General features: G+C 72.1%; 23 protein-coding genes. 14 read left to right on the top strand and 9 right to left on the bottom strand.

The window, feature by feature from the left end:
- Nucleotides 1–64: 64 nt before the first annotated feature.
- From OHS71_RS03150 to OHS71_RS03140, 3 genes are all read left to right on the top strand, one after another.
- Complete coding sequence (locus OHS71_RS03150) at nt 65–1849, top strand: N-acetylglutaminylglutamine amidotransferase (protein ID WP_328476531.1); 1785 nt, start codon at nt 65–67, stop codon at nt 1847–1849.
- Nucleotides 1822–4065, top strand: coding sequence for a S9 family peptidase (locus OHS71_RS03145; protein WP_443046840.1), 2244 nt, complete (start codon nt 1822–1824; stop codon nt 4063–4065). The genes OHS71_RS03150 and OHS71_RS03145 overlap by 28 nt, the downstream gene beginning before the upstream one ends.
- Before the next feature lie 194 nt (nt 4066–4259).
- The gene (locus OHS71_RS03140) at nt 4260–5720 is read left to right on the top strand and encodes an aminotransferase class I/II-fold pyridoxal phosphate-dependent enzyme (protein WP_328476527.1); all 1461 of its coding nucleotides are present in this window, start codon (nt 4260–4262) and stop codon (nt 5718–5720) included.
- Nucleotides 5721–5826: 106 nt separating this feature from the next.
- Here the strand turns inward: OHS71_RS03140 and OHS71_RS03135 are convergent, their stop codons facing one another.
- Nucleotides 5827–6006: a hypothetical protein gene (locus OHS71_RS03135; RefSeq protein ID WP_328476525.1), complete on the bottom strand. Its 180-nt coding sequence runs from the start codon at nt 6004–6006 to the stop codon at nt 5827–5829.
- Between OHS71_RS03135 and OHS71_RS03130 the strand changes: the two genes are divergently transcribed.
- Both OHS71_RS03130 and OHS71_RS03125 read left to right on the top strand, forming a co-directional pair.
- Nucleotides 6005–6970 (top strand): Rieske (2Fe-2S) protein, encoded by a 966-nt coding sequence (locus tag OHS71_RS03130; protein ID WP_328476523.1) that lies wholly within the window; start codon nt 6005–6007, stop codon nt 6968–6970. The two genes, OHS71_RS03135 and OHS71_RS03130, sit on opposite strands and share 2 nt — an antisense overlap.
- On the top strand, nt 6954–7496 hold the full coding sequence (locus OHS71_RS03125; protein WP_328476521.1) for a DUF1360 domain-containing protein: 543 nt from the start codon (nt 6954–6956) through the stop codon (nt 7494–7496). Before OHS71_RS03130 ends, OHS71_RS03125 begins: the two co-directional genes overlap by 17 nt.
- Nucleotides 7497–7560: 64 nt before the next feature.
- Here OHS71_RS03125 and OHS71_RS03120 read toward each other — a convergent pair whose 3' ends face one another.
- A complete protein-coding gene (locus OHS71_RS03120) occupies nt 7561–8232 on the bottom strand; it encodes a TetR/AcrR family transcriptional regulator (RefSeq protein ID WP_328476519.1) in 672 nt (223 codons plus the stop codon).
- 141 nt (nt 8233–8373) lie between these two features.
- On the opposite strand from OHS71_RS03120, the gene OHS71_RS03115 reads away from it, so the two are divergent.
- Nucleotides 8374–9534: an FAD-dependent oxidoreductase gene (locus OHS71_RS03115; protein WP_328476517.1), complete on the top strand. Its 1161-nt coding sequence runs from the start codon at nt 8374–8376 to the stop codon at nt 9532–9534.
- 470 nt (nt 9535–10004) lie between these two features.
- Complete coding sequence (gene msrA, locus OHS71_RS03110; RefSeq protein WP_328476515.1) at nt 10005–10517, top strand: peptide-methionine (S)-S-oxide reductase MsrA; 513 nt, start codon at nt 10005–10007, stop codon at nt 10515–10517.
- A gap of 325 nt (nt 10518–10842) precedes the next feature.
- On the opposite strand, the gene OHS71_RS03105 is transcribed toward msrA, so the two are convergent.
- From OHS71_RS03105 to OHS71_RS03095, 3 genes are all read right to left on the bottom strand, one after another.
- Entirely contained in the window at nt 10843–11679 is an 837-nt protein-coding gene (locus OHS71_RS03105; protein WP_328476513.1) for a class I SAM-dependent methyltransferase, read from the bottom strand.
- Between the two features lie 301 nt (nt 11680–11980).
- Nucleotides 11981–12295, bottom strand: a complete 315-nt coding sequence (locus tag OHS71_RS03100) for a DUF6980 family protein (RefSeq protein WP_328476511.1) — start codon at nt 12293–12295, stop codon at nt 11981–11983.
- A gap of 143 nt (nt 12296–12438) precedes the next feature.
- Complete coding sequence (locus tag OHS71_RS03095) at nt 12439–13788, bottom strand: jacalin-like lectin (RefSeq protein ID WP_328476509.1); 1350 nt, start codon at nt 13786–13788, stop codon at nt 12439–12441.
- Nucleotides 13789–14273: 485 nt separating this feature from the next.
- Between OHS71_RS03095 and OHS71_RS03090 the strand changes: the two genes are divergently transcribed.
- Genes OHS71_RS03090 through OHS71_RS03080 form a run of 3 tightly spaced genes read left to right on the top strand, consistent with a single transcriptional unit; the run spans nt 14274 to nt 16149 of the window.
- On the top strand, nt 14274–14900 hold the full coding sequence (locus OHS71_RS03090; protein ID WP_328484375.1) for a DsbA family protein: 627 nt from the start codon (nt 14274–14276) through the stop codon (nt 14898–14900).
- 29 nt (nt 14901–14929) lie between these two features.
- The gene (locus OHS71_RS03085; protein WP_328476507.1) at nt 14930–15736 is read left to right on the top strand and encodes an MBL fold metallo-hydrolase; all 807 of its coding nucleotides are present in this window, start codon (nt 14930–14932) and stop codon (nt 15734–15736) included.
- A gap of 2 nt (nt 15737–15738) precedes the next feature.
- Complete coding sequence (locus tag OHS71_RS03080; protein WP_328476505.1) at nt 15739–16149, top strand: nuclear transport factor 2 family protein; 411 nt, start codon at nt 15739–15741, stop codon at nt 16147–16149.
- Nucleotides 16150–16328: 179 nt separating this feature from the next.
- Here the strand turns inward: OHS71_RS03080 and OHS71_RS03075 are convergent, their stop codons facing one another.
- Nucleotides 16329–18434 carry a non-reducing end alpha-L-arabinofuranosidase family hydrolase gene (locus OHS71_RS03075; RefSeq protein ID WP_328476503.1) on the bottom strand — a complete coding sequence of 702 codons (2106 nt, stop codon included), beginning with the start codon at nt 18432–18434 and terminating at the stop codon, nt 16329–16331.
- An 843-nt stretch (nt 18435–19277) separates the two neighbouring features.
- A complete protein-coding gene (locus OHS71_RS03070; protein ID WP_328476501.1) occupies nt 19278–20039 on the bottom strand; it encodes an alpha/beta fold hydrolase in 762 nt (253 codons plus the stop codon).
- A 63-nt stretch (nt 20040–20102) separates the two neighbouring features.
- Between OHS71_RS03070 and OHS71_RS03065 the strand changes: the two genes are divergently transcribed.
- Nucleotides 20103–20534 (top strand): MarR family winged helix-turn-helix transcriptional regulator, encoded by a 432-nt coding sequence (locus tag OHS71_RS03065; protein ID WP_328476499.1) that lies wholly within the window; start codon nt 20103–20105, stop codon nt 20532–20534.
- Nucleotides 20535–20851: 317 nt separating this feature from the next.
- On the opposite strand, the gene OHS71_RS03060 is transcribed toward OHS71_RS03065, so the two are convergent.
- Complete coding sequence (locus OHS71_RS03060) at nt 20852–21964, bottom strand: DUF3533 domain-containing protein (protein WP_328476497.1); 1113 nt, start codon at nt 21962–21964, stop codon at nt 20852–20854.
- Between the two features lie 504 nt (nt 21965–22468).
- On the opposite strand from OHS71_RS03060, the gene OHS71_RS03055 reads away from it, so the two are divergent.
- Both OHS71_RS03055 and OHS71_RS03050 read left to right on the top strand, forming a co-directional pair.
- A complete protein-coding gene (locus tag OHS71_RS03055; RefSeq protein ID WP_328476495.1) occupies nt 22469–22672 on the top strand; it encodes a hypothetical protein in 204 nt (67 codons plus the stop codon).
- Between the two features lie 204 nt (nt 22673–22876).
- A complete protein-coding gene (locus tag OHS71_RS03050) occupies nt 22877–24040 on the top strand; it encodes a hypothetical protein (protein ID WP_328476493.1) in 1164 nt (387 codons plus the stop codon).
- A gap of 121 nt (nt 24041–24161) precedes the next feature.
- Here the strand turns inward: OHS71_RS03050 and OHS71_RS03045 are convergent, their stop codons facing one another.
- Entirely contained in the window at nt 24162–24497 is a 336-nt protein-coding gene (locus OHS71_RS03045) for a YnfA family protein (protein ID WP_328476491.1), read from the bottom strand.
- A gap of 298 nt (nt 24498–24795) precedes the next feature.
- Here OHS71_RS03045 and OHS71_RS03040 point away from each other — a divergent pair, with 298 nt between their 5' ends.
- Nucleotides 24796–25500, top strand: a complete 705-nt coding sequence (locus OHS71_RS03040; RefSeq protein WP_328476489.1) for a hypothetical protein — start codon at nt 24796–24798, stop codon at nt 25498–25500.
- Nucleotide 25501 lies beyond the last annotated feature (1 nt).

The raw sequence follows: 25501 nt of genomic DNA, 5'->3' as shown, positions 1-25501 counted from the left end.
CCGGTGACCCGGCACCCACGCCCCGGTGCCCGGCCCACGACGAACGAAAAGGAGGCGGCACGACATGTGTGGTCTGAGCGGTGAGATCCGCTTCGACGGTGGCCGACCCGACCTCGCGGCCGTCGAGCGCATGAGCGAGCGGCTCGCCGCCCGCGGCCCCGACGGTGAGGGCATCTGGACGCGCGGGGCGGTGGCGCTGGGGCACCGGCGCCTGAAGATCATCGACCTGTCGGACCTCGGCGCTCAGCCGATGACGGACTCCCGCGCGGGGATCACCGGAGTCTTCAACGGCTGTGTGTACAACTACCAGGAGCTGCGTGAGGAGCTGCGGGCCCTGGGTCACCGGTTCGCCTCGACCTCCGACACCGAGGTCGTGCTGAAGGCCTACCAGCAGTGGGGTACCGCCTGTGTGGAGCACTTCCACGGCATGTTCGCCTTCGCCCTCGTCGAGCACCGGACCGGGCGGGTCGTGCTGGGGCGTGACCGGCTCGGCATCAAGCCCCTGTACCTGGCCCGGACGCCGGGCCGGCTCCGGTTCGCGTCCACCCTGCCCGCACTCCTCGCCGCCGGCGACGTGGACACCTCACTGGATCCGGTGGCCGTCCACCAGTACATGAGCTGGCACGCCACGGTCGCCGCCCCGCGCACCGTCCTGAACGGTGTGCGCAAGCTGCCGCCGGCCACCGTGCGGGTCGTCGAACCGGACGGCACCCACCGCGACCACCACTACTGGCAGCCGTCGTACACGCGCAGGGCCGAGCACACGGACATGGACGCGCACGACTGGCGGGACGCGATGCAGGGGGCGCTGCGCACCGCCGTACGCCGGCGGATGGTCTCCGACGTCCAGGTCGGCGTCCTGCTCTCCGGCGGCCTGGACTCCAGTCTGATCGTCGCGCTGCTGGCCCAGGAGGGGCAGCGGGACCTGATGACGTTCAGCGTGGGGTTCGAGTCCGAGGGCGGAGAGGCGGGCGACGAGTTCCGCTACTCGGATCTGGTGGCCCGGGAGTTCGGCACCGACCACCGTCGCCTGATGGTTCCCTCCGACCAGGTGTCGACAGCCCTGGACGGTGCCGTCGAGGCGATGAGCGAGCCGATGACCAGCCACGACGTGGTCGCCTTCTATCTGCTGTCCGAGCAGGTGTCCAAGGAGGTCAAGGTCGTCCAGAGCGGACAGGGCGCCGACGAGGTGCTCGCCGGGTACCACTGGTACCCGCAGCTCGCCGAGGTCGCCCGCGCCGACGCGGCCGAGCGCTACGCCGACACCTACTTCGACCGGCCGCACGCCGACCTGGCCCGGGTCCTGGACCCGGGGATGCTGCCCCACGAAGACGTCTCGGGCCGCTTCGTCCGGGACCACATGGCGGTCCCGGGCGCCGAGACGGCCCTGGACGCGGCGCTGCGCCTGGACACGCACGTCATGCTCGTCGACGACCCGGTCAAGCGGGTCGACAACATGACCATGGCCTGGGGGCTGGAGGCCCGGGTGCCGTTCCTCGACCACGAACTCGTCGAACTGGCCGCGGCCTGTCCGCCGGAACTCAAACTGGCCGACGGCGGCAAGGGCGTGCTGAAGGCGGCGGGCCGTCAGCTGCTGCCCCTGGACGTCGTCGACCGCCGGAAGGGCTACTTCCCGGTCCCGGCGATCAGGCACATGGCGGGCCCCGTCCTGAAGCGGGTGAGCGAGGCGCTCGAAGCGCCCGAGGCGAGGCAGCGCGGCCTCTTCCAGGAGTCCTACGTGACCGAGCTCCTCGAGGCGCCCGACGAGCACCGCACCAAACGCGGAGCGAACGCCCTGTGGCAGGTAGCGTTGCTGGAGATATGGCTTCAGACGCACGGAATCACGTGACCGAGGAAAGCACGCCGGGGGCCCTGACCGGCGCGGTCTTCGGCTCGCCGTCCGTCGTCGCCCGCACCGGGACAGCCGGTGCGCCGGTCGCCCCTGCGGCCCCGGAGGGCAGGCCGGCGGACGGGCGCCCGGCGGAGGGGCGGGGCGCCGCTCCGGCCGCCGCCCCGGCCCCCGTCCTCCTGCCCGAGGCGAGCGGTCCGCGGGACGCCGTGACGCGACTGCGCTCCCACGGCTGCTGGTATCCCTCAGCCAGTGCCGACGGCACCGAGGCGGCCTTCATCTGCGACCGGGGAGGTGTCCCCCAGCTGTGGGCCGGACCCGTGGACGGGGACGAGGTGCACCTCCTCGACTCCCTGCCGGACCCGGTGAAAGAGGTGTCCTGGTCACCGGACGGCCGCTGGATCGCCTACACCACGGCGCCGGGCGGCGGCGAGCACACCCGGGTGATGTGCGTACGACCCGACGGCACCGGCCGCCGCGTCCTGGCCGGCGCCGACCCGGGCCATACCGCCTACCTGGGCTGCTGGGCGCACGACGGCTCGGCCGTCGCCGTCACGCTCGCCGCTCCGCCCGCCCGCCCGCTCACCGACGGTGCGGGGCCGGCGCGCGCCGACACCGCCCCGCCCGTCAACTGGGCCGACCGGGGCGGCCGGGCGACGCTCCTGGGCGGGATCCCGTACGAGAGCGTGAAGACGTCGGGACGGGCCGTGACCTCGGTCGACGCCCTGGCACCCGAGGTGCCGTCGGTCCGGTCCGACGGCGGCCTGTCGGCGTACCTGATCGATCCGGACGGTCCGGCGTCCCCCGTACTGCTGGCCACGGAGACGCACGCCGCCACCCTCCGGGTGTGCGACATCAGTCGCGACGGCCGGCTCGTCCTGCTGCGCCGGGGGCCGCGCGGACGGCGGGAGGCGGTCGTCCGCCGCACCGCCGACTCGGCGACGACGTGCACCCTGCCGGTCGCCGACGGCGACCCGTGGATCGGCCGGTTCTCGCCCGACGGGCGGACGCTCTGGCTGCGCAGCGACGCCGACCGCGAGTACGCGGCGCTCGTGGCCGTCGCCCTCGGCGCCGACGGCCGACCGCACGGCCGGTCCGTCGTGACGGAACGGCAGGACAGCGACCTCGACCTCCTCGCGTTCTCGCGCGACGGCCACACCGCCGCCCTGTCCTGGAACGAACGGGGCGCGAGCCGGCTGGAACTCGCCGAGATCCCGCCCGCCCGCCGGGCACCCCACGGGCCGCTGCCGACGACACACGTGCGTCTGCCCCACGAGGTCGTCACCCGCGTCGAGGCGGCCGGACCGCGGGGACTGCTGTCGGCGCTGTCCGGTTCCCAGCGCCGGCCCGGAGTCTGGTCCGCCTTCGACGGCGTGTCCCTGCGGCGCACCCCCTGGTCGTCCCGCGACGAGGACGCCGTCGGACCGGGCCGCCCGCCCGTGCGCCCCGTCCTCCTGCGCCTGACGGCGCGGGACGGGCTGCCCCTGAGCGGCTGGTACTACAGGGCCCCGGGCCGGCCCCCCGGTGCCCCGGCACCCTGTGTGATCCACCTGCACGGTGGTCCGGAGGAGCAGGAACGCCCGATCTTCAGCCCGCTGTACCACGAGCTGACCGGGCGCGGACTGGACGTCTTCGCCCCCGACGTCCGAGGCTCCTCGGGGCACGGCAGGTCGTTCGTCGACGCCGACCTGGGTACAGGCCGCTTCGCAGCGCTGGACGACGTCGCCGACTGCGCCGCGCACGCGGTGGCCGCGGGACCCGCCGACCCGACCCGGCTGGCGGTCATGGGGCGCTCGTACGGCGGCTACCTGACCTTCGCCTCCCTCGTGCACCACCCGGACCTGTTCCGCACCGGCGTCGCCGTCTGCGGCATGTCGGACTTCGCGACCTTCTTCGCCGGCACGGAGCCCTGGCTCGCGGAGTCGGCGGCCCACAAGTACGGCCACCCCGAGCGCGACCGGGAACTGCTGCGCGCGCTCTCGCCGATGACCCGCATCGACGCCCTGCGCGTCCCCCTGCTCGCCGTCCACGGCGAACACGACACCAACGTGCCGCCGGGGGAGTCCGAGCAGTTCGTACGGGCGGCCCGCGACCGCGGCATCCCGGCGGAGCTGCTCACCCTGCGCGACGAAGGCCACGACTTCCTGCGCGCGGACAACCGGCGGCTGTTCCGCCGGGCCGCCGCGGACTGGCTGCAACGCCACCTGACCGCCTGACCCGACTCCTCACGGTCCCCTGCCGGTGACCGGCAGGGGCCTGTCCGTGACCGGCACGGCAGGCGACACGGCACCCCGTCCCACCCGGGGTCCCCTGCCCGCCCCGGAGTTTCGCCGTCCGTCGGCGGTGCACCCGGTCCGCGTTCGAAGCAGGCATGCGCCGCCGTTCCCGGGGGCTTACTGGGGAGAAGACGATGGATCACTCACGGGTACCCGTGTTGGAGGCGTTGCAGGAGTTCCGGCGCCGTGGCGACATCGCCTACGGTCCGCCCGGGCACAAGCAGGGCCGCGGTGCGGACCCGAGGGTCGCGGAGATCGTCGGGATGGACGTGTTCCGCTCGGACGTCCTCTCCCTCAACGGGCTGGACGACCGCCGCCAGTCCCAGGGCGTGCTGAGCCAGGCCCAGGAGCTGATGGCGGACGCCGTCGGCGCCGAGCACGCGTTCTTCTCGACCTGCGGCAGCTCCCTGTCGGTGAAGACGGCCATGCTGGCGGTGGCCGGCCCCGGCGAGAAGCTGCTGCTGTCCCGCAACGCGCACAAGACGGTCATCGCGGCCGTCATCGTCAACGGCGTAGAACCGATCTGGGTGCATCCCAAGTTCGACACCGAGCGGCACATCGCCCACCCGCCGGAGCCCGACGACGTGCGCCGGCGGCTGCGGGAGCACCCGGACGCCAAGGGCATGCTGCTGATCACGCCCACGGACTGGGGCACCTGCGCCGACATCCGGGGCGTGGCCCGGGTGTGTCACGAGTACGACGTCCCCCTGATCGTCGACGAGGCGTGGGGCGCGGTGCTGCCGTTCCATCCCCGATTGCCTCCCTGGGGCATGGACGCCGAGGCCGACCTGGTGGTCACCAGCGTCCACAAAATGGGTGGCGCCGTCGAGCAGAGCTCCGTCTTCCACCTCCAGTACGACCGGGTGTCGCCCGAGGTCCTCAAACAGCGGGAGGACCTGCTCGGCACCACCAGCGCCTCGTCCCTCGTGTACGCGACGATGGACGGCTGGCGCCGGCAGATGGTCGAACAGGGGTACGGCCTCCTGGAGGAGGCGCTGCACCGCGCGGAACGGATCCGTACCGCGGCCGACGAGCTGTCCGGCCTCAGGCCGATGGGCCAGGAGATCGTCGACGAGGGTTTCGCCGCGTCCTTCGACCCCCTGAAGATCGTGATCGACGTACGCGGACTCGGCATCACCGGTATGCAGGCGGCCGAGTGGCTGCGCGCCCATCGGCACGTCGACCTCGGAGGCTCCGACAGCTGCCGCATCAGCGCCTCCATCACGTGCGCCGACGACGACGAGACCGAGAAGGTCCTGCTGGACGCCCTGCGTGCCCTCGTCGAGGGCGCCGACTCCATCGAACGGCAGACGCCGGTCCACCTGCCGGCGCCCTCCACCCTGGAGCTGGAACAGGCCATGCTGCCGCGCGAGGCGTTCTTCGCCGAGGCCGACCACGTACCCGCCGAACGCGCGGCGGGCCGGATCGCCGCGGAGATGATCAGCCCGTACCCGCCCGGAGTGCCGGTGATCGCCCCGGGAGAGGTGATCACCGACGAGGTCCTCGACTATCTGCGCAGCGGCGTCGAGCACGGCGTCCTGATCCCGGACGCGGCCGACCCGTCCCTGCGGACGCTGCGGGTGGTGCGACGCTGAACCCGCGGGAACCCGCGAGAACCCGTGAGCGGACGGCGGTCCGGCCGGTAGGTGGCCGGCCGCCGTCCGCCCGCCGGTGCCTTCTGTCCGGTTCCTTCCGCTTTTGTCAGCGGTCCTCGCCCCTCGCCTTGCGGACGGCGTCCTCGGTGCGGTCCATGAGCGCGGCGACCGGCCCGGCGTCATGTTTCGCGGCTCCCGACTCGACACCGGGGTGCGGAGGAGAGACCGCCGCGGGCGACCGCCCGTCCGTTTGCCGTGCCGTCCTGGTGGGGACCCGGCTGCGCATGAGTACAACGTCTCCTCGTCGCCGGACGAAGCAGAACCGGGCCCTGTGGCTGCTCGATCGCCTCGAGCGGGAGCCGCGGGCGGACAAAGTGATCGACACGCTCAGCACGGGCGTACGGTCCCTGCCGCTGGGACGCGGCCGGGACGTCCTGCACGGCAGGTGGCTGGGACACCCGGTGCACCCGCTGTTGGTGCAGGTCCCGATCGGCAGCTGGCTGTCCGCGGCGGTGCTCGACGCGCTTCCCGGCCGCTCGCGTGAGGCGGGCCTCCTGGTCGGCGTGGGGCTGGCCGCAGCGGCCCCGGCGGCGCTGACCGGGGCGGTCGACTGGGCGGAACTGCACCACGAGCAGCAACGCGTGGGGCTGGTGCACGCCCTGGCCAACACGGCGGCCGTCGGCCTCTACGCGGCCTCGCTGGCCTGCCGGATCAAGGGGCGTACGGCAGCGGGCCGCACGCTCGGGTTCCTGGGACTGACGGTGGTCGGGGCCGGCGGCATGCTGGGCGGCCACATGGCCTACCGGCAGGCTGCCGGGGCCAACCACGCGGAAGAGGTCCCGCACGTCGTCACCGAGGGCTGGCACCGTATCGGCAGCGTGGCCGACTTCCCGGTCGGCGAGGCCGTACGGCGCAGCGTGGACGATGTGCCGCTCGTGGTGGTGCGGGAACCGGGCGGGACGATCCACGCGCTGGCCGACCGGTGCAGCCATCTCGCGGGACCCCTCTCCGAGGGGACGGTCTCGGACGGCTGTGTCGAGTGTCCCTGGCACGGCAGCGTCTTCCGGCTCTCGGACGGCTGGAACGTCCGCGGCCCCGCGACAGCGCCCCAACCGGCCTTCGAGACGCGGATCGTGGACGGACGTGTCGAGGTGCGTCTGCCCGGCCGGGACGAGGCGGAACAGGAGAGCGGTGACGGGACTGACCGGTGGACGAGCGGGACGGGAGCGGTGCATGGGCACGGCAGTTGACAACCGCTTCGCGCGGCGGCTGCACGGATTTCTCCGCAGCACCAAGCGCGCGTACTCCGCGGAGCCCGAGCGGCCCCTGGAGGGTTACGCGGCGGCCATGATCGGGTTCGGGGCGTACACGGCGGCCTGGGCGTCGGCGGTGCGCCTGCGCGGGCGCCCGCTGCCCGACCGGCCCGCTCCCTCGGACGTGGTGCTGACGGCGGTGGCCGCCTTCCGGATCAGCCGGCTGCTGAGCAAGGCGTCGGTGACCAGTCCGCTCCGGGCCCCGTTCACCCGCTACGTCGGCCCGCAGGGCCCGGCGGAACTGCACGAGGAGGCGCGGACCGACGACGGCAAGGACACCCTCGCAGAGCTGGTGACCTGTCCGTTCTGCACGAGCGTGTGGGTGGTCTCCACCCTGACCGCGGGCCAGCTGCTCTGGCCCCGCGCCACCCGCACCGCCATGGGCGCCTTCACCGCCCTGGCCGGTGCGGACGCCCTGCAACTGGCGTATGCGGCGCTGGTGGACAGGACGACCGGCGAGTGACGCCCCGCGGGGCGGGCCGCAGCCCGGTGGACGCGCCGGAGCGGCCGGCCCGGGGCGGACAGCGCTACAGGCCGGCGGTGATTCCGGCGAGGATGAGGTCGATGCCGGCGAGGAACTCCGTCCGGTCGTCGTGGTCGCGCAGTTGGTCCGCGACGTCGCGGGTGAAGGCGTACTCGTCGGCATCGAGGTCGGCCCAGGCGGCGGCCGTACGGCGCAGGAACTCGGTCCGGTCCGTGTCCGGCTGGACGACGCGGGCGTTGGCCGCGTTCTGTCCGCCCACTCCGAGGATGTAGTTCAGCAGCGCGGAGGCCGCGGTGAACCGGGCGTGGTGCGGCACGCCGAGCGCCTGCACCTGGCGCCCGAGGTGTTCGAAGACGCGCAGCATCGGTGACTGCGAGGGGACGCGGGCGAGTTGGGTGCCGATCCACGGGTGGGCGTCGATCGCGTCGAACACGCCGAGGGCGAGGACGCGGATCGTTTCCTGCGGTGTCGACCCGGCGGCGCCGACGGTCATCGTGGCGGTGACGACGGCGTCCGTGGCGGCGTGGAGCAGTTCGTCCTTGCCCGTGACATGCCAGTAGATCGCGCCGGGCCCGGTGGCGAGACGCCCGGCCAGTGCGCGGAACGTGAGTCCGCTCTCGCCCGCCGTGTCGAGAATCCCGATCGCGGCCTCGACGATCCGGTCCCGTGAGAGCGGTTCCTCACGTCGCTCGGTACGACGACTCCTGGTTGCCATGCGCACATCCTGGCACAGCCTGGAATGCCGTTCCAGCTTGACATCTCTGGAACGGCGCTCCAGTCTGCTTCTGGAACGGCATTCCAGAAATGTTCCGCCGGGTGGCCCACCCGATGGACGCGCGATCCCAGAGGAACCACCATGACCAGTCACGTCACGATCATCGGCGCAGGGCTCGGAGGGCTCACCCTCGCCCGCGTTCTCCACGTCCACGGCGTCCCGTCGACGGTCTACGAGGCGGAGGCGTCCCCGACGGCGCGTTCGCAGGGCGGGATGCTCGACATCCACGACTACAACGGCCAGCCCGCTCTGCGGGCGGCCGGCCTGATCGACGAGTTCCGCGACCTGGTCCTGGAGGGCCGCCAGGCGATACGGGTCCTCGACCGGGACGGAGCCGTCCTCTTCGACCAGGGGGACGACGGCACGGGTGGCCGCCCCGAGGTGCAGCGCGGTGAGCTGCGCCGACTCCTGCTCGACTCGCTCCCGCCCGGCACCGTCCGCTGGGGGAGCAAGGTGAGCGCCGTCCGCGCCCTCGGTGCCGGCCGGCACGAGGTGACCTTCGACGACGGCGCCACCGTCGTCAGCGACCTGCTGGTCGGCGCCGACGGCGCGTGGTCACGGGTCCGCCCCCTGCTCTCCGAGGCGGCACCCGCGTACGTCGGTATGTCGTGCGTGGAGACCTACCTGTTCGACGCCGACAACCGTCACCCGGCCACCGCGAAGGCGGTCGGCGGCGGGGCACTGTTCGCTCTGCTGCCCGGAAGGGGATTGCTGGCTCACCGGGAGAGCGGCGGCACCCTGCACACCTACGTGATGCTCACCGGGTCGCCGGCCTGGTTCTCCGGCATCGACTTCACCGACTCCACCGCGGCCACCACGCGGATCGCGCGGGAGTTCGACGGCTGGGCCCCCGAACTCACCGCGCTGATCACCGACGGTGAGACCGCACCGGTCCTGCGCCCCCTGCACGCCCTGCCCCTCGCGCACCGGTGGGATCGCGTACCGGGGGTGACCCTGCTCGGCGACGCCGCCCACCTGTCGATCCCGAACGGCGAAGGCGCCAACCTGGCCCTGTACGACGGCGCCGAACTCGGCAAGGCCATAGCCGCGCACCCCGACGACATCGAGACCGCGCTCACCGAGTACGAGCAGGCCATGTTCCCCCGCAGCGCCGCGGCCGCCACCGACGGCGCCCACCTGCACGAGCTGCTGTACGGCGACAACGCGCCCCACAGCCTGATCGACATGTTCACCGGCTCCGAGCAGACCCGAGAAGGCAGCCCGATCACGCCGGGGAACTGACTCGACGGGTGCACCCGCGGGCGGCAGGCGCGCCGGAGCGCCGGGGACTTCGTCCTGTGGGCAGGTCTACCCACGGCAGGGGTGACCTGCGGGCAGGTCACCCCTGCCGTGCGATCCGATGGCGCAGCCGCGTGACAGTCGGCGAACTGATCACGTCGGTCGGCGTCCTGGTCGGTCCGGCGAGGCCGTCGAGGAGACGCTCTCCCGCGCCGAGCACGGCAGGTACCGGATGCGGCACCGGCTCGTCGGGCAGACCGGCTCGGCACGCGCCCCGAACTCCTCGGCCGGCAGGGAGGAAACACGGCGCGGGTCTCACGATGTCGACCGGCCGGCGACGGCGGAACCAGGCCGGCGGGGGCGAGGAATTGTTCGGGCCTCTCACGTGCTCTTGTAGGCACGGAGGCGGCGACGCCGACGGTGTGCGAGCGAGTAGTGGAAGTCGCCGAGGCGACAGACAGAAAGGTGCCGACATGGCAGCGCAGACGCAGAGGGCCGTGCTTGCGGGCGGATGCTTCTGGGGGATGCAGGACCTGATCCGCCGGCTCCCGGGCGTGACGGCGACCCGCGTCGGATACACCGGGGGTGACGTGCCGAACGCCACGTACCGCAACCACGGCACCCACGCGGAGGCCATCGAGATCCTCTTCGATCCCGAGAAGACCGACTTCCGCGCGATCCTGGAGTTCTTCTTCCAGATCCACGACCCGAGCACCAAGAACCGGCAGGGCAACGACATCGGCCTCAGCTACCGCTCGGCGATCTACTACGTGGACGACGAGCAGAAGCGGATCGCCGAGGACACCATCGCGGACGTGAACGCCTCTGGACTCTGGCCGGGCGTGGCCGTCACCGAGGTCGAGCCCGTCGGCCCCTTCTGGGAGGCCGAGCCCGAGCACCAGGACTACCTCGAGCGGTACCCCGAGGGTTACACCTGCCACTTCCCGCGCCCGGGATGGCGGCTTCCGGCCCGCACGCAGGGCTGAGCCACTCCCGCGTCGGCGAAGGGCTCGAAGCATCTCGCCGCCGCGGGACCGTGAGCGGTGCATGTCCGGCGTCCTCTCCCTCGGGGACGCCGTGGCGAGTGGCCCACGGGCCGCGTGGACGCGACCGCGCCCGCGCGGCCACCCGGCGGACACGGGACCGTCCGCTCCGCGGCAACTTCGCCCCCCTCCGGCCGAGCCGCTCGGCCGAGCGACGACGACGAGGCCCTGCGGCCTGCGGCCTGCGTCCCGCGGCCAGTGGGACGACGTCGCACGCGGCCGCCACACCCCTCGCGACCTCCTCCGCCCTCTCGGGCACCCCGTGCGGTCATGCCCGCGCGGGTTTCCGGCCCCAGGCGGTGAGCATGCCGGCCGACAGCGCGGCGCAGTCCTCGGAGCCCAGGTAGCGGATCGCCGCGTCCACGGCGGGGTCGTCGACCAGGCCGGTGGCGAGCATCGCGGTCCTGCTCCGCTCCCACGTGTCCGCCCAGAAGCGGCTGATGGGACTGCCGGGCAGCAGCGGCGGGACATGGACCTCGGCGCCCACGGACAGCAGCCCCGCCTCACGCAGCAGCTGCGGGTACGACGGTACCCAGGAGACATCGGTCCCGATGGTGTCCCGCAGCCCTTCCCACATCGCCCGCATCGCCGCGCTGTACGGCGTGTCGGGTGTCCGGCCGCCCGTCAGGTCGACCGCGTCGCTGAGCACCAGCACGCCGCCGGGCGCGACCATGTCGGCCAGCGCCCTGATCACGCGGTCGCGCTCGGGCAGGTGCATCAGCACGAAGCGGGCGTGGACGAGCGAGAACCGGCCGGGGATCGCCTCCGGGGCGGTGATGTCGGCCTCCAGTACGTCGAGTCCGGGCACGGGCCGCGCGCCGAGGAAACGTACGTCCCGGTCCACGGCCAGCACACGGGAGACCCCGGCCTCGCTCAGCAGACGACGAGAGACCGTGCCCGTTCCCGCCCCCACGTCGAGGCAGTGCCATCCCGGGCCGGCCCCGAGCGCCCGTAGTCGCGCCACGGTGGTGTCGTCGTACGCGAGGGCACCGAAGTCGATGCGCTCGCCCTCGCCCGGCTGCTCCGGCCGGAAGACGGCCTCGCCGTAGCGTCCACCGTCCGGCGCGTCGCCCCCTGGTGCGCCGTCGCTCGCAGCGGTGCTCATGTCGTGGCCGGCGCGGTGCCGGGGGCGTCGTCCGCGACGATCTGCGGTGGCCGGTCGGCCGGGGGCTGGAGCAGCGGGTCGTCGAACAGTGTCATGGCCGGACCTCTTCAAGCGCTGGGGCGGTGCCGGGCGGCCGTCCCGGGGCCGCCGCCCATCGATCCTCCACCGGCTGCCGCGCCCACGGTCGAGGCGCGCCGCGCCTGCGCCGATCGGGCTGGTGGTGCGGTGCGAGGGCAGCCGTGACCGACCCCCGCGACCGTCGGGCGGCCCTCCCGGTAGCGGCCGGGGGGCTGCGCGTCCGTCAGTCCCGAGGCGCTGCGGCGAGCCAGCGGCCGTCCTGGAACTCGGCCGGAATCTCGTCCTCCCACGGATCGACGCCGCGTTGCTCCAGTTCGTCGAACCAGCGGTCCCGCTGCGAAGCGGGCAGACGCCGTCCGCACCAGGGACAGAACCCGATCGTGATGCTCGATGTGCCGCCGTCGTGGACGATCAGCCCGTACTCCTGGAACCTGGCACTGAAGTGGATCAGTGCGTCCGGGCAGGCGAAGAGGTCCTCGTGGCGGTCGCACCGCGGGTTCACGCGGCTGCTCATCGCCTCGCAGCAGTGGTGGTTCATGATCTCGGCTTCTTGTCGATCGACGCGGTGCCGGAAGTAGATCACGGTCGCAAGGACGGCCGCGAGCGGTTTGAGGTGGCCGAAGGGCACCGGGCGGCGACGGCCCTGAGGCCGCCGACGCGGGTCCGGTGCGCGGGAGCGGGTCAGCGCTTCGTGAAGATGAAGCCGAGCTTGTCGACCTCGGCGGCAGCGCGTCCGTGGAACCCGGCGAGCTGCCAGCCCGAGGGCGCGGTACGGGTCACGCAGTCCGACGTGGTGGTTCCGCCGGACAGGCTCCGGCCGAGGTTGGTGCTGAACTTGGCGTAGAAGATCCGCGTGTGGCCGTCCTTCGCGCCCTGGCACAGTTGGGCGGAGGTGACGTACTCCCCGCTGCCCAGGGTGAGGGAGGACGCCGTGCCACCGGTTCCGCCGTGCGTGAGGACCTTGCCGTTGTCGAGGGTCAGGCCGACGCCGTCGACGCGCGAGCCGCTGCGCAGCGAGAGGCTGACCGGGCGGGCGCCCGCCGGTACCGCGTCGATGTCGGTGTAGTAGTCGCCGTGCGGCCCGCCGTACTGGTCGCTGAGCTGGAAGTCCGCGTTGCGCGACCAGGAGAAGCCGACCGCGATCGGGTCGTGGTCGGACAGCATGAGACCGCCGTCGGTGAGGAACTTGGCGTGCTCGTTGGTGTAGGACGTGGCGTCGAGCGACACGAGCTTGCTGCCACGGTAGAGGACCTTGTCGACGACCTCGCAGGTGTTGGGCACGGTGGGCCCGCTCTGGTCGCAGACGAGGGCGTCGCTGCCCTTGACGGGCGGGGTGCCGCCGCGGACGAGCTTCACCCAGGGGTCGGTGAGGCCGTTGGCTGCTGCGAACTCGGCGATGGTGTCGCCGCTGCGGGTGTAGCGGGTGTTGGTGTCACCCATGACCACGACGGCGTTGCCGGCCGAGTGGGTCTTGATGAAGGCCGTCAGCTGAGCGAGGTTGTCGGCGCGCGAGGCCAGGTCGCCGTCGTTGGTGCCTGCGTTGGTGTGCAGGTTGTAGAGGTCGACGTAGACGCCTTCCGCCAGCCGCTCCCGCATGAAGCTGAAGCCCTTGGGCGTCAGGCAGTCGCCGGAGTCGAGCTGGCAGGAGTTCCAGTGCACCCGCTCGAAGTCGTCGCTGTCGTAAGGGAGTTTCGCGAGCGTGTTCAGTCCGCTGCCGATGCCCGCGCCGCCGCTGGTGGGGGTGCGGTAGGCGTGCGCGGTGTCCGCGGCGTAGAGGTAGGAGTGGTAGTTGAAGTCCTCCTCGACGTGCACGATGTCGTACGGCGCGATGCGCTGGCCGATGGTGGTGGTGCTGGTGTCGCGGGGTGTGGAGGCGCTGGAGAGGATCGCCGGCAGGCCCGCGACGTTGTAGGTGAGGGTGCTGAAGGACCCGGAAACCGGGTCCGCGGCGGCGGCCGCGGGGGACGCGGTCGCGATGAAGCCGCCGCAGGTGACGGCTGCGGCCGTGAGGCAGGTGAGAAGACGGCGCATGAAGCGGCACTCCTGTGAAGTGGGGAGGGGCAGCGGGAACTTACCGCTGGTAACGCTGATTTGTCGCCGGCTCGGTCGGGGGAGATCGAAATTTGACCCTGTGGTCCGGTCCAGGCGGCCGGCTTCGGCCGACCCTCCGGTGTCGGGAAGGTGAACCTCTCGGAGCGCCTCCGGGCTGCCGCGGGATCGGCGCCCCCTCGGTGCGGCGGCCGGGCGTGTCTCGGAAGCCGCCGTGAAGCGCCGGTGTCGATGGTCCCGGCGGCCGCACCGTGGCGGCGGAGGTCGCCCGCCGGGGCCGGCGCGTGGCGGCGGGCCGATGCTCGACGCGGTGCGCGAAACGTGCGAGAAGTGTGTGCGAAGGCAAACGGAGGCGGGTGCGTGACGATCTTCGCGTCGGCGGAGGAATATCTGACTAATCAGGTATTGTTGGGCCGGTGAACCGTTCGCACCGGGCGGGCGCCGCACCCTTTCTGCCGAGGTCCCCGATGAAGCTGATCTACGTTTTCGACGCCTACTGCGGTTGGTCGCACGGCTTCTCCCCGACGCTGCGAGAGGTGACCGCGCGGCATCCGGGGCTCGCAGTGGACGTGGTCTCCGGAGGCCTGTTCACCGGATCGCGCAAGGTGCCGATCCGCGAGTTCGGATACGTCCAGGGCGCCAACGCCCAGATCGCCGAGCTGACCGGCGCCGAGTTCGGCGAGGCGTACGGGCGGCTGATCGCCGACGGTTCGTTCGTCATGGACTCGGACGCCGCCGCACGTGGACTCGCCGCCCTGCGCAGGACCGCCCCCGAGCGGGCGGTGGAACTGGCCGTGGCGCTCCAGCACGCCTTCTACGTCGACGGTCTCAGCCTGTCCGAACCCACGACCTACCGGAAGGTCGCCGAGCGGACCGGTCTGGACGCGGACGCCGTCACCGCCGCCTTCGAAGCGCCCGAGACGCGAGCCGCGGCCGAAGCCGACTTCGCACGCGCCGCCGAGCTGGGTGTCAACGCCTTCCCTACGCTCCTCGCCGTGGACGGCGGCCGCGCCGACGTCCTGGCGCGCGGCCGGGCCGGCGCTGACGACGTGACGTCGCGTCTCGCGGCGTTCGCCTCCACGCCCACCTCCTGACCCCGACCACCCCCTTGGAAGGAACCACCATGAGCACGCTCGACTTCACGGTCCTCGACCTGGACTTCCCGGCCGGCAGCAAGAACAAGACCGCCACCCTCGTCACCGGCGAGAACGAGGCGCTGCTGGTCGACGCCGCCTTCACCCGCGCCGACGGCCACCGCCTCGCCGCCGCGGTCCTCGACTCCGGCAAGAAGCTGACCACCGTCTTCGTCAGCCACGCCGACCCCGACTTCTACTTCGGCGCGGAGGTCCTCGCCGACGCCTTCCCGGAGGCGGAGTTCGTCGCGACCCCGCTCGTCATCGAGCACATCCAGCACTCCTACGAGGGCAAGCTCAAGGCCTGGGCGGCCCTCGGCCCCAACCTCCCCACCCGCCTGGTCGATCTCACCCCGCTCACCGGCGATCTCACCCTGGAAGGCCACACCTTCGAACTCAAGGGCGGCCCGGCCGCGCTGCCCGACCGCCACTACCTGTGGCAGGCCGGGCATCGCGCCCTCCTCGGCGGCGTCCTGCTCTTCCAGCAGGAGCACGTCTGGGTCGCCGACACCCCCACCCCCGGCGACCGCGCCGCCTGGATCGGCCTGCTCGACGAGATGGCCGCCCTGGAGCCGGAGTTGGTCGTCCCCGGGCACCGCCTGCCCGGCACGGCGGCGGACGCGTCCGCCATCGCCGCCACCCGCGACTACCTGGTCGCCTTCGAGGAGGAGCTCGACCGGGCCGCCGACGGGGCCGCGCTGACCGAGGCGCTCGTCAAGCGCTACCCCGGCAACGGCATGCTGATCGCCGCCCAGATCGGTGCGAAGGTCGCCAAGGGCGAGATGAAGTGGGGCTGACCATGAGCGAGTTCGCGACCTCCACCGCCCCCGCCGACGTCGTACGCCGCCAGTACCTGGCGTCCGCGGCCGGTGACCTGGAAGCGCTCCGGGCCACCCTCGCTCCCGACGTGGAGTGGACCGAGATGGCCGGCTTCCCCCTGGCCGGCACCTACCGCACCCCCGACGGCGTCACCGCGAACGTGATGGAGAAGCTCGGCCAGGACTGGGACGGCTGGGCCGCTCACGACGACACCTACGTCGTCGACGGCGAGAACGTCGTCGTCCTCGCCCGCTACACGGCCGTCAACAAGGCCACCGGCAAGCCGATCGACGTGCGTGTCGCCCACCACTTCGTCGTACGCGGCGGACTCATCGTCCGCTTCGAGCAGTTCGTCGACACCGCGCTCGTCCGCGACGCGATGACCGACTGACCCACCCGCACGACCACCCACCCGCACCACCACCCGCACGCCGCGGCGCCTGAGCGTCGCGGCGTACGGGCGCACGCGGGGACGCGCTCACGAACCGGCCGTCGCGCTCGTGCAGGGGCGAATTCGGGGGCGGGCGGGCGAGGGTGCGGGCCCCGCACGGGTGACGGCCCGCGGGGACGTCAGCAGGTCGAGTTCGTCTGGGTGAGCAGGCCGAGCCGCCACGGCAGACTGTTGTAGTCGCCGCTCGCGTTCGGGTTGAGCCCCTGGTACAGATACTGCGGACGGCATGAGTTGATCGTCAGTGTCTGGTCGTTGCCCGCGCGGATCATCTCGCCGTGGCTGATGTCCCGGGTCCAGGCGCCCGCGGGGAAGGTGACGTTGTTCGCCCGGGCGAAGGGGTTGCCCTCGGACGCGGCGAGTTGCGTCCAGGAACCGGTGAGACTGGTGGCGGTCCAGGAACGGAAGTAGCGCCGGCCGTCGGATCCGATGGCCTCGACGAGGAGCAGGTACTGGTTGCTGCCCTGCACCTTGTAGACGTTGCTCGCCTCGAACAACGCGTTTTTGGAGTCCCGAAGCGCGATGACGGTGTTCGTGAAGCCGTTGGGGAACTGCCCGACGGTCGTTTGCGAGCGGTACAGGTGACCGTTGTCGTCGGACGAGAACAGATAGCAGTTGGCGCTGTCGCAGATCACCCACATGTCGACCCAGTAACCGTTGCCGATGTTCTGCCGGATGATGTCCGGCATCGACGAGTAGAAGTTGCGCGGCGCGCTCCACCCGTTGGGGTTGCTGATGTCGGGGTTCGTCGAGTACGAGGCGTTGCCCGTCTGGTAGACGAGGTACCACAGGCCCTGCGGCGCGTTGTAGAACACCTGCGGCGCCGCCCGGTAACCGGAGCCGATGGCGGTGCGGTCCAGGTAGTGGTGCGTGGCCGAACCGGCCTGCGACCAGTCGGAGAAGCTCAGATAGACCAGGTTGTAGCCGGACGCCTGAGCGGTGCTGGCGAAGACGTGCCACCTGCCGTTGTGGTAGACGACCGTCGGGTCCTTGATCCCGGCGATGGCGTGGGTCGCGTCCGGCTTCGGCGCGATCAGCGCACCGCTGGAGCTCCAGCGGAATGAGGAGGGCAGCGCCGCTGCCGCCCCCGCCTGCGGCTGTGACCGAGTGGCCGGGCCGCCCGCCGCGTCATGCGCTCCGGCCGGTCCCTGCTCCGCGGCGCCGGCCGACCGGGTCGCCGTTGTGCCGCCCAGGGCGGACAGCACGGCCTGGTAGGCGGCCTTCTTGTTGCCGTTGTTGTCGAACAGCAGCGGATTCTCGCCGCCGCGCCAGGAGTCGCTGTCCCGGATGCCCCACACCGTGACCCCCTTGCAGCGTGCGACGTTCATACACGCTCGCACGCTGCTCGCGTAGGCCGAGGGCGACGCCTGGGCGATGTCCAGTTCGGTGATCTGTACGTCGACGCCCAGCGCGGCGAAACCGGACAGCGTCGTCTGGAAGCTGGCCGGCGGGCCCCCTGCGCCGAAGTGGGCCTGGAAGCCGACGCAGTCGAGGGGGACACCGCGCGCCTTGAAGTCCTTGACCATGCGGTAGACGCCCTGGGTCTTGGCGTCGCTCCAGTTCTCGATGCTGTAGTCGTTGTAGCAGAGCTTGGCCGACGGGTCGGCGGAGCGCGCGGTGCGGAACGCCTCCTCGATGAAGCCGTTGCCCAGCACGTTCTGGAACACCGAGGCGCGGTGCTGGCCGCTGCCGCCGTCGGCGAAGGCCTCGTTGACCACGTCCCAGGCGTAGATCTTGCCGCGGTAGCGCGACATGAGCGTGGTGATGTGGTTGTTCATCACGCTGCGCAGGGTGGCCGCGTCGCCGATACCACGGACCCAGGAGGGCAGTTGCGAGTGCCACACGAGGGTGTGGCCGCGCAGGCGCTGACCGTGGCTCTGGGCGCGGTTGGCGATCTGGTCGGCGGGACCGAACGTGAACGAGCCGCGCGAGCGTTCCGTGGCGTCCCACTTCATCTCGTTCTCCGGCGTGACCGCGTTGAACTCGCGGTCGAGGACACCGGTGTATGTCCCGTCGCCGAGCTTTCCTGCGGCAACCGCCGCCCCGAAGTAGCGCCCCGACTGGGCCGCTTGGGCGCCGAGGGTGGTCGCGGCAGCCGCAGCGGGCGGGGCGGGCTCCGCGGAGGCCGCCTGCGTGCCGGCGGCCGTCCCGGTGGCCAGCAGGGCGCCGGCGACCATGAGGCCCAAGCCTCGGTTCCGGCGCCGGCCGACTCTCTTGAGAGGGTTCATGATTCTCTCCTCGTACGGACGAGTGCGGGTGGGACGAGCGGTGAAACGGTGCGGGACAGCCGGACCGCTCGTGGGAGCGGGCAACGCGGACCGCGTCCTGCGGACGACGGGTCGGCGGTGGCCGTCCACCGCGCGAGCGGGGGTGCGACCGGCTGCCGGGGGTCAGCGGGTGGGGCGGGGCTCGTCTGCGGCGCAGGGGTGCGGCGGTCCGGTCGGGCAGGCGTGAGGGGGCAGTTCGAGCTCATCGTTCGTCATGAGAACCCGCCCTTGGTCATGGAGATCCGCCCCTGCGTCGGGGTGCGTACGGATATGGCTTCGTTCCGTATTTCGAACGCCGATTGACTCTATGAACGTCCTCGGATCATAGGAGTCCCTGACGGGGCGTCAATCCCTCTCGCATCATTCGTTGATGGCGTCGAAATGTTTCGGACCGGAGTCGATGATGCGTCCGCTTTGGTGCAGACCAGGAGGGCTGCCGCCCAGGGCTGTCGGTCCTGGCGGGGTTCGATGGCCGGAAGAGGCGCATCCATGAGGGCGTGTGGATCCGAATGCTGCGGAAGGTATTGACGATCGCTGCGGGATTCCCGTCATCCTGTATCGAGCGGCGAGGAACCAACCCGGAGGTGCTCGGCAGCCGGCCGGTGGCACCCGCCACTTCGCGCGCTGCGCCGCCCGTGGCCCGTCCGCCGGTCGCCACTCGTCTCGTGTCCGGAGGAGTCTGCTCATCCAGGATCCGCGCCCTGCGGGCACTGCTGTCCCCCACCTCGAACTCCCGCTCCGAGCCCGGTTCCCGACCGGTCGGCCGCTCGCGAGCGGTGGCTTCGGACGCGGTGAGTGCCACCCCTAGTCGCGCGCGGTCTCCGCGGCGAAGGCGTCGAGTAGCGCGAAGGTGTGCGCGGGCTGCTCGAGATGGGGCAGGTGGCCCGCCTCCGGTACCAGCTCGAAGCGGGCGTTCCCCAGCGACGCGGCGTACTCCTTGCCGTAGGCCGGGGTCGCGATGCGGTCGCTCTCGCCCCACAGTACGAGGGTGGGGACGGTGACGGTCGCGAGGCGGGGGCGCAGTGCGGGATCGTTCATGGCGGGGCCGCCTGAAAAGACCCGCAGGGCCGCCATGTTGGCCTGGATGAGAGCGCGTCGCTCGGCCGGGAAGGTCGCCGGGTCGACGTAGAAGCGCTCGGAGTCGTGGTACGCGTACTCGGCGACGCCCCGCGCGTCGAGGCTGAAGAAGTCGCGGACGGGTTCGCCGTCGACCTCGATGCCGACCGAGTTCAGCAGGGCCGTCCCGCTGATCCTGCCCTCGGTGTCGGCGGCTGCCAGCTCGGCGCCGATCCAGCCGCCCAGCGAGGAGCCGATGACCAGGACGTCGGACAGGTCGCGCTCGCGCAGCAGGCGCAGGTACAGGGCGGCGAGGTCGGCCACGGTGGTGAGGTGGTCGGGCCGGGGGGTGCCGTTCCAGCCCGGATGGGTCGGCAGCAGGGTGTGCGCGGCCGAGGCGAAGTGCTCGGCGATCGGGGCGACGGTGAAGGGGCCGCCTCCGCCGTGCAGGACGAGGACGGGGCGGCCGGCGGCGGGGCCGGATTCGATGAGTGTCGGTTGCGAAGTCATGATCCGACTCTAACTAAGCATGTTTAGATAAGCAAGTTTAGTTCGAATGTTAGCCTGGTGGGCATGGCCGTTGAACTGCAGATCCTCGGACGGGCCGTGAAGGCCGCCCAGTACCGTCAGCACCGCTCGCTCGACAGCCGCCTCGCGGCGATCGGCAGCACGCTCGCGCAGTGGGACGCGCTCCGTGCGATCGGTCGATCGCCGGGGGCCAGCGCGCGGGAACTGGCGGCGGGGACGTTCCAGAGCGAGCAGGCGTTCGGCACGCTCGCCGGGCGACTGGTGGCGCAGGGGCTGGTCGACCGGCGCCCCGGGTACGGCCGGCGCATCGAGCACCACCTCACCGCCGAGGGGCAGCGGGTGCTGAAGGCGGGTCACGAGGTGGCGGACTCCGTCCTCGCGGAGTGCTTCGAGGGTCTGTCGGAGACGGAGCGCGAGGCGCTGCTGGGACTGTTGCGGAAGACCGAGGGGCGGCCCGAGGGCGAAGACCGGCCCTGACACACCAAGGCCGTTTCGCCTTCCGGGCCGGCCTCAGGGCTCCGGTCGGTCCGCGGAAGGTCCCACGGGCTTCGGTCGGGATGGCAGAGGAGCCGCAGGTGCCGGAACCGGCCTCGGCCTACGGCCTCCGCGAGGAACGGACGGAAACCGGGCGACCGGGAGACCTCCGGCGTGCATGACGCATGACCACGACGCAGGAGCCGGGCCGAGGGCGCTGGAGCCGCGCCGGACCCTGCGTGGCACGGGGCCGGGCCGGACCGTGACGGCGGTGCGCCGGGCGGGGCCGGGCGCGGACTCCGGCGCGTCCGGATATCGCGTCAGGAGGCGTCGGCGGCCCGTGCGGGCGTACCGGATTCCGTGACGGGAGTGTCCGAGCGGCGGCCCTCGTTTCGCCACGAAGCCGCCCAGGCGAGCACCGCGCCCCCCACCGCGTAGGCGCCGAGAACCCAGAGCGCCGACGTGATGGCATGACCCGAGAAGTACATCGTGTTGCGGACCAGGGTGGTACCGGCCCCCGGTGGCAGAATCTGTCCGACCGCGCTCCAGAACGACGGCAGCAGCGGCGCCGGGTAGACGCCGCCCGAACTCGGATTGCCCAGCACCACGAAGAGCAGGATGACGAGGCCGGTGCCCAGGAGACCCAGCAGGGTCTGCAAGGCGAGCGCGGTCGCCGCCGAGGCGAGCACGACCAGGGCGCCGATGCCGCTCAGGGTCCAGAAATGACCGCCGAGTGCGCCGTACACCGGACCCACGACGACGGCCCCGGCGATTCCCGACACGACCGCGTACAGCACGAGTACGGCGAGTCGGATCAAGGTGCGCTGCCGGTTGGCGGGGCGGGAACCAGCCGCCATGCCCATGATCGTCGCGGTCAGATAGCCGCCGATGACCCAGCCCAGCACCAGGTAGAAGGACGTCATGCCGCGTCCGTCCCCGGCGTTCGGGGGCCGGATGTCCGTGACGGTGATCCGGCGCTTCTGCGCCGTCTCGATCTTCTGGGCGATCTGTGTGGCGGTCTGCGACACCGACGGGCCGCCCGCCGAGGCGACCAGGAGGGTGTCCTCGGTGCCGGTCGGGTCGAAGAGGAAGGCGGCGTCCGCCTTTCTCGTCAGGACCCACTGGCGGGCCGCCGCGGTGCTCGGTGCCGCAGTCGCGTCGACCGGGTCGCCGTCGAGGGCGTCGAGCTGGGCGACGATCTTGGCCGACACCTGCTGCGGAGCGGCGACCGCCACCGGTATCCGGTGCGGTACGGGCGAGTGGAAGGCTCCGACGTAGGAGACGACGAAGGCGAGCTGGACGAGCAGGCCGCCGAGCACGAGCCCGAAGGCCCGGAGTGTGACGGCGTCCTTGAACTCGGCAGCGAAACCAGGCGACTTGGCGTCGCGCTCGGGGGAGGATGCGCCCGTGGAAGGGCTGGACGGTGCTTTCACGGGCGCATGATCGCACAATCGAATGAATCCCTCGCTCCGCTTCGCCGGAACCGGTGGTCCGCTCCGGCGTGCAAGGGGCCGACGCTGGGTGAGCCCCCGGAGCATCACCGCGGCAGGACCTGCGAGGCGCCTGTACCGACGCCCCGCAGGTCCCGAAGGCCCCGGCAGCCGGAGGCCGCGCCGTACCGCCGTGCCCGACTTCCCCTGTCCTCGGGATGTGGTGCCGTGCGGTTCCCGGACCAGGGCGACGCCTCCCGCGGGCGGTCGCTGTGTCGGTGACCTCTGTGTGCCGGTGAGGAGTTCCACTCCGTGCGGAGCGGATGCCGCGGACGTCCGATGACGATCGGCTGGACAGCGCAACCTCCGGGTGGAGTCGACTGTCTCCCTTACGGGCACCAGGTGCCCCAGGAGTAGAGGACAACCACTGGTCTTGCGTCCCCCGCCCCGTCGGCAGACGGCCGGCGCGGGAGAGCCGCGACGGGCCGTTCTGCGAGGAGGTAGGGGATGGCCGCACGTCGTGACGGTCCACGGGGATTCCGGGCGCGCTCCCGTCCGTACGGCGAGGCTCCCCCCGGGAGCCCGCAGCCCACCGGCGAACCCGTACACGTCACACAGGAAGTGGTCGAACCACTGCTGCGCCGCGCCGACCTGCTGAGGCAGCTCCTGCGGATCGGCTACGCACGGGGCCCGCAGGGACAGGAGACATAGCGGCCCCGGGGCTCCACCGTCCGGCTCGCGCAGGACCAGGCGCCACAGGATCACGGGCCCACGCTCGCGGAGCGCGCCCGGCCGCTCCTCGTCAGGGCCTCGGACCGGCAGGCGCAGGCCCGTGATCCGTATGTGATCCGCTCCCCGTAGTCTCCACCGGATCAAGGGGATTCGCGGAACACGCGACCGACACGGGGGCGACACATGGGGTACGGGCGTGCGGCGATACCGGCACTGATCGGAGGGCTGCTGCTCACGGCGCTCCTGTGGTGGGCGGGGGCGAGTGCGCAGGCGCTGCACCTGCCGGGCACCGCCGACGTGCTCGGCGGCCGGGCCGCGGCCGATCTCCAGCACTGGCTCACCCCCTGGTCGTACGACCCCCCGGCCTCGGTCGGCTTCGGCGCCGGGGCGTCCGGCCGGACCGGGGACGCGGCCGGTGGCGACGGCAGGCGCTACCTCGATCTGTACGCGACCGCGCTCCAGATCCGCTTCGCCGCCGTCTTCGTCTTCTTCGTGCCCGGGGCGCTGCTCCTGATCCGCAGGCTGCCGCCGGTGCACGGCCGGGCGCCCGCCGCGCTGCTCGCGGTATGGGCCTGGGGCCTGGTGGCCGGAACTCTCGCGGTGACCGTCTCGGCGCCCTGGCTGATCGCCTCGCAGGGGCACGGCAGTTACCGCTTCCTGCCGCAGCTCGCGAGCGTGATCTCCACCGGGCGGCAGATCGTGGTGATGACCGCGCTGCTCGCGGCGGTCGCGACGGTGCTCGCGGCACGGGTCACCGCCAAGAGCGCCGGTCCGCTGCCGCGAGAGGACGTACCGGCGCGTGCCGCACGTCTGGCCGCCTCCGCCGGGACCGCGGTCGTCGCCCTGTCTCTGGTGGTCCTGTCGTACCAGTCGGTCGCCGCCGATCTCCAGACGGCCTTCACCGGCGACGGGTTGTTCGGCGAACCGGGCGATCTGCTGCGCCAGTGGCTGCTGCTGGGAGCCTGGACCGGCCCGGCGAGCTCGCCGTTGGGTGACTGGCTCCTGTACCGGGCCGCCGACGTGCTGCTGCTCGCCGTGGTGTGGTGCGCACTGCGGTGGTTGCCCGGCCTGCTCACCCGGACCTCTGTCCCGGCGATGGCCGTCGGTGCGGTCTGTGCGACCGTTCTCGGCCTGCTGGCGAGCCAGTTGCTGCGGGTCACGACGGACGGCACGGGCCTGCGCTACGGCCTGATGTACCTGTCCGCCGCTGTCGGCGACGGCGTCCCGGCCGCGCTGACCTGGGGCCTGCTGTCGGGAGTTGCCGCTGCCGTGACGCTGCGGCTGGCCGTGAACCGCACGGAGACCGCCGACGTCACGGCTTCCCTCGACAGTCCGGCTCGACCGTAGGACGACCGCAGGACCGCGGACGTCCAGGACCGGGGGCGCAGGCCCGGTGCCGCGTCGAGGCCGGCTCGTCGCGGCCGGGCCCTCGGTTCCGGGCGTCTCGCACCCGGGGAACCGGGGAAGTTCAGTGCCGGCGGGGTGCGTACATGATCACGGCCATCCCGGCGAGGCAGATCAGCGCGCCGGTCACGTCGTAGCGGTCCGGCCGGTAGCCGTCCGCGACCATGCCCCAGGCGATCGACCCGGCCACGAAGACTCCGCCGTAGGCGGCCAGGATGCGCCCGAAGTCGTCGTCGTTCTGCCAGGTGGCCACCACACCGTAGACACCGAGGGCGATGAATCCGGCGCCGGTCCAGAGCCACCCCTTGTGCTCGCGGACGCCCTGCCACACGAGCCAGGCACCGCCGATCTCGAAGAGGGCGGCGACGGCGAACAGGGCGACGGAACGAGCGACGGTCATGTCGGTGGACTCTATAGGCGGCCCCTCGGCTCGTCCTCGACGGCGCCCTGCGCGCCTGTGCGCCCCTGTCACCCCGGCCTGCGGCCCTTCCGGGCACCGGCGTGAACGGTCGCGCGATGCAGTGACTCGCGCGCCCCCCTCAGCCGGTCAGCGCGCGTGCGGTCCCGCGCCCGCGTTCGCCGGAAGGAGTCGAGAGCGAACCACGATGCCGTCCCTCGACGGGTGTAAAAGGTGACGAAACGGCCACTTGTGTACATACCGGCAAGCAACGCACGGAGATGAAGAGGAGGAGTGGCTGATGAGTGAGGCAGCGCAGGGCGACAGCACGAGGTTGCAACAGACCGGTGAGACGGCCAGGGCGGAGGCATCGGCCACGGCCGGTCAGGCCCAGCAGGCCGCGGGACAGGTGGCGGGTACCGCCACGGACCAGGCCAAGTCCGTTGCGGGAGAGGCGCGGCAGCAGGTGGGCGTGGTCGCCGACGACCTGCGAGGCCGTGTCATGGAGGAGGCCGAGGGACAGACCAGGCGGGCCGCCGGGACGCTGCACGAGTGGGCGGACGACCTGGCGGGACTGGCCGAGAACGCGCGGAGCGACTCACCCGCGCGGAGTCTGGCGGCCCAGGCGGCCGACGGCGGGCACCGGGCGGCCGACTATCTGGAGAAGCAGGGAGTCGACGGAGTCCTCTCCGATGTGCAGAGCTTCGCCCGCCGTCGTCCCGCGGCCTTCCTGGGCGGCGCCCTGCTGGCGGGGTTCGCCGTCGGACGGCTGGTGAAGGTGGGGGCCAAGGCTCAGACGTCTTCCGGGACGCAACAGCAGGAAGCGGTCGGGGACCCCGAAGGGGCGGGGCGGTACGAGCCACCGTCCCCCGCGCTCCCGTCCACTCCTTCGGCGGGCGTCGCACGGGAGCCGATGCCGGCGGTGTCGCCCGCTCCGCCGCAGTTCCCGCCGTCCGCCGGCAGGACCTCGGGTGATGCGCCGGGTCGGCCGGGGTCGGGGGTGTGAG

The organism is Streptomyces sp. NBC_00377 (genome assembly GCF_036075115.1).
Lineage (GTDB): Bacteria > Actinomycetota > Actinomycetes > Streptomycetales > Streptomycetaceae > Streptomyces.
The sequence above is the reverse complement of the archived record's forward strand: the minus strand, read 5'-3'. Positions and strand labels throughout refer to the sequence as shown.

Excerpts from the sequence above, each read along its gene's own strand:
- OHS71_RS03150 (WP_328476531.1), top strand. The coding sequence starts at position 65 with ATGTGTGGTCTGAGCGGTGAGATCCGCTTCGACGGTGGCCGACCCGAC.
- OHS71_RS03145 (WP_443046840.1), top strand. The coding sequence starts at position 1,822 with ATGGCTTCAGACGCACGGAATCACGTGACCGAGGAAAGCACGCCGGGG.
- OHS71_RS03140 (WP_328476527.1), top strand. The coding sequence starts at position 4,260 with ATGGATCACTCACGGGTACCCGTGTTGGAGGCGTTGCAGGAGTTCCGG.
- OHS71_RS03130 (WP_328476523.1), top strand. The coding sequence starts at position 6,005 with ATGAGTACAACGTCTCCTCGTCGCCGGACGAAGCAGAACCGGGCCCTG.
- OHS71_RS03135 (WP_328476525.1), bottom strand. The coding sequence starts at position 6,006 with ATGCGCAGCCGGGTCCCCACCAGGACGGCACGGCAAACGGACGGGCGG.
- OHS71_RS03125 (WP_328476521.1), top strand. The coding sequence starts at position 6,954 with ATGGGCACGGCAGTTGACAACCGCTTCGCGCGGCGGCTGCACGGATTT.
- OHS71_RS03120 (WP_328476519.1), bottom strand. The coding sequence starts at position 8,232 with ATGGCAACCAGGAGTCGTCGTACCGAGCGACGTGAGGAACCGCTCTCA.
- OHS71_RS03115 (WP_328476517.1), top strand. The coding sequence starts at position 8,374 with ATGACCAGTCACGTCACGATCATCGGCGCAGGGCTCGGAGGGCTCACC.
- msrA (WP_328476515.1), top strand. The coding sequence starts at position 10,005 with ATGGCAGCGCAGACGCAGAGGGCCGTGCTTGCGGGCGGATGCTTCTGG.
- OHS71_RS03105 (WP_328476513.1), bottom strand. The coding sequence starts at position 11,679 with ATGAGCACCGCTGCGAGCGACGGCGCACCAGGGGGCGACGCGCCGGAC.
- OHS71_RS03100 (WP_328476511.1), bottom strand. The coding sequence starts at position 12,295 with ATGAACCACCACTGCTGCGAGGCGATGAGCAGCCGCGTGAACCCGCGG.
- OHS71_RS03095 (WP_328476509.1), bottom strand. The coding sequence starts at position 13,788 with ATGCGCCGTCTTCTCACCTGCCTCACGGCCGCAGCCGTCACCTGCGGC.
- OHS71_RS03090 (WP_328484375.1), top strand. The coding sequence starts at position 14,274 with ATGAAGCTGATCTACGTTTTCGACGCCTACTGCGGTTGGTCGCACGGC.
- OHS71_RS03085 (WP_328476507.1), top strand. The coding sequence starts at position 14,930 with ATGAGCACGCTCGACTTCACGGTCCTCGACCTGGACTTCCCGGCCGGC.
- OHS71_RS03080 (WP_328476505.1), top strand. The coding sequence starts at position 15,739 with ATGAGCGAGTTCGCGACCTCCACCGCCCCCGCCGACGTCGTACGCCGC.
- OHS71_RS03075 (WP_328476503.1), bottom strand. The coding sequence starts at position 18,434 with ATGAACCCTCTCAAGAGAGTCGGCCGGCGCCGGAACCGAGGCTTGGGC.
- OHS71_RS03070 (WP_328476501.1), bottom strand. The coding sequence starts at position 20,039 with ATGACTTCGCAACCGACACTCATCGAATCCGGCCCCGCCGCCGGCCGC.
- OHS71_RS03065 (WP_328476499.1), top strand. The coding sequence starts at position 20,103 with ATGGCCGTTGAACTGCAGATCCTCGGACGGGCCGTGAAGGCCGCCCAG.
- OHS71_RS03055 (WP_328476495.1), top strand. The coding sequence starts at position 22,469 with ATGGCCGCACGTCGTGACGGTCCACGGGGATTCCGGGCGCGCTCCCGT.
- OHS71_RS03050 (WP_328476493.1), top strand. The coding sequence starts at position 22,877 with ATGGGGTACGGGCGTGCGGCGATACCGGCACTGATCGGAGGGCTGCTG.
- OHS71_RS03045 (WP_328476491.1), bottom strand. The coding sequence starts at position 24,497 with ATGACCGTCGCTCGTTCCGTCGCCCTGTTCGCCGTCGCCGCCCTCTTC.
- OHS71_RS03040 (WP_328476489.1), top strand. The coding sequence starts at position 24,796 with ATGAGTGAGGCAGCGCAGGGCGACAGCACGAGGTTGCAACAGACCGGT.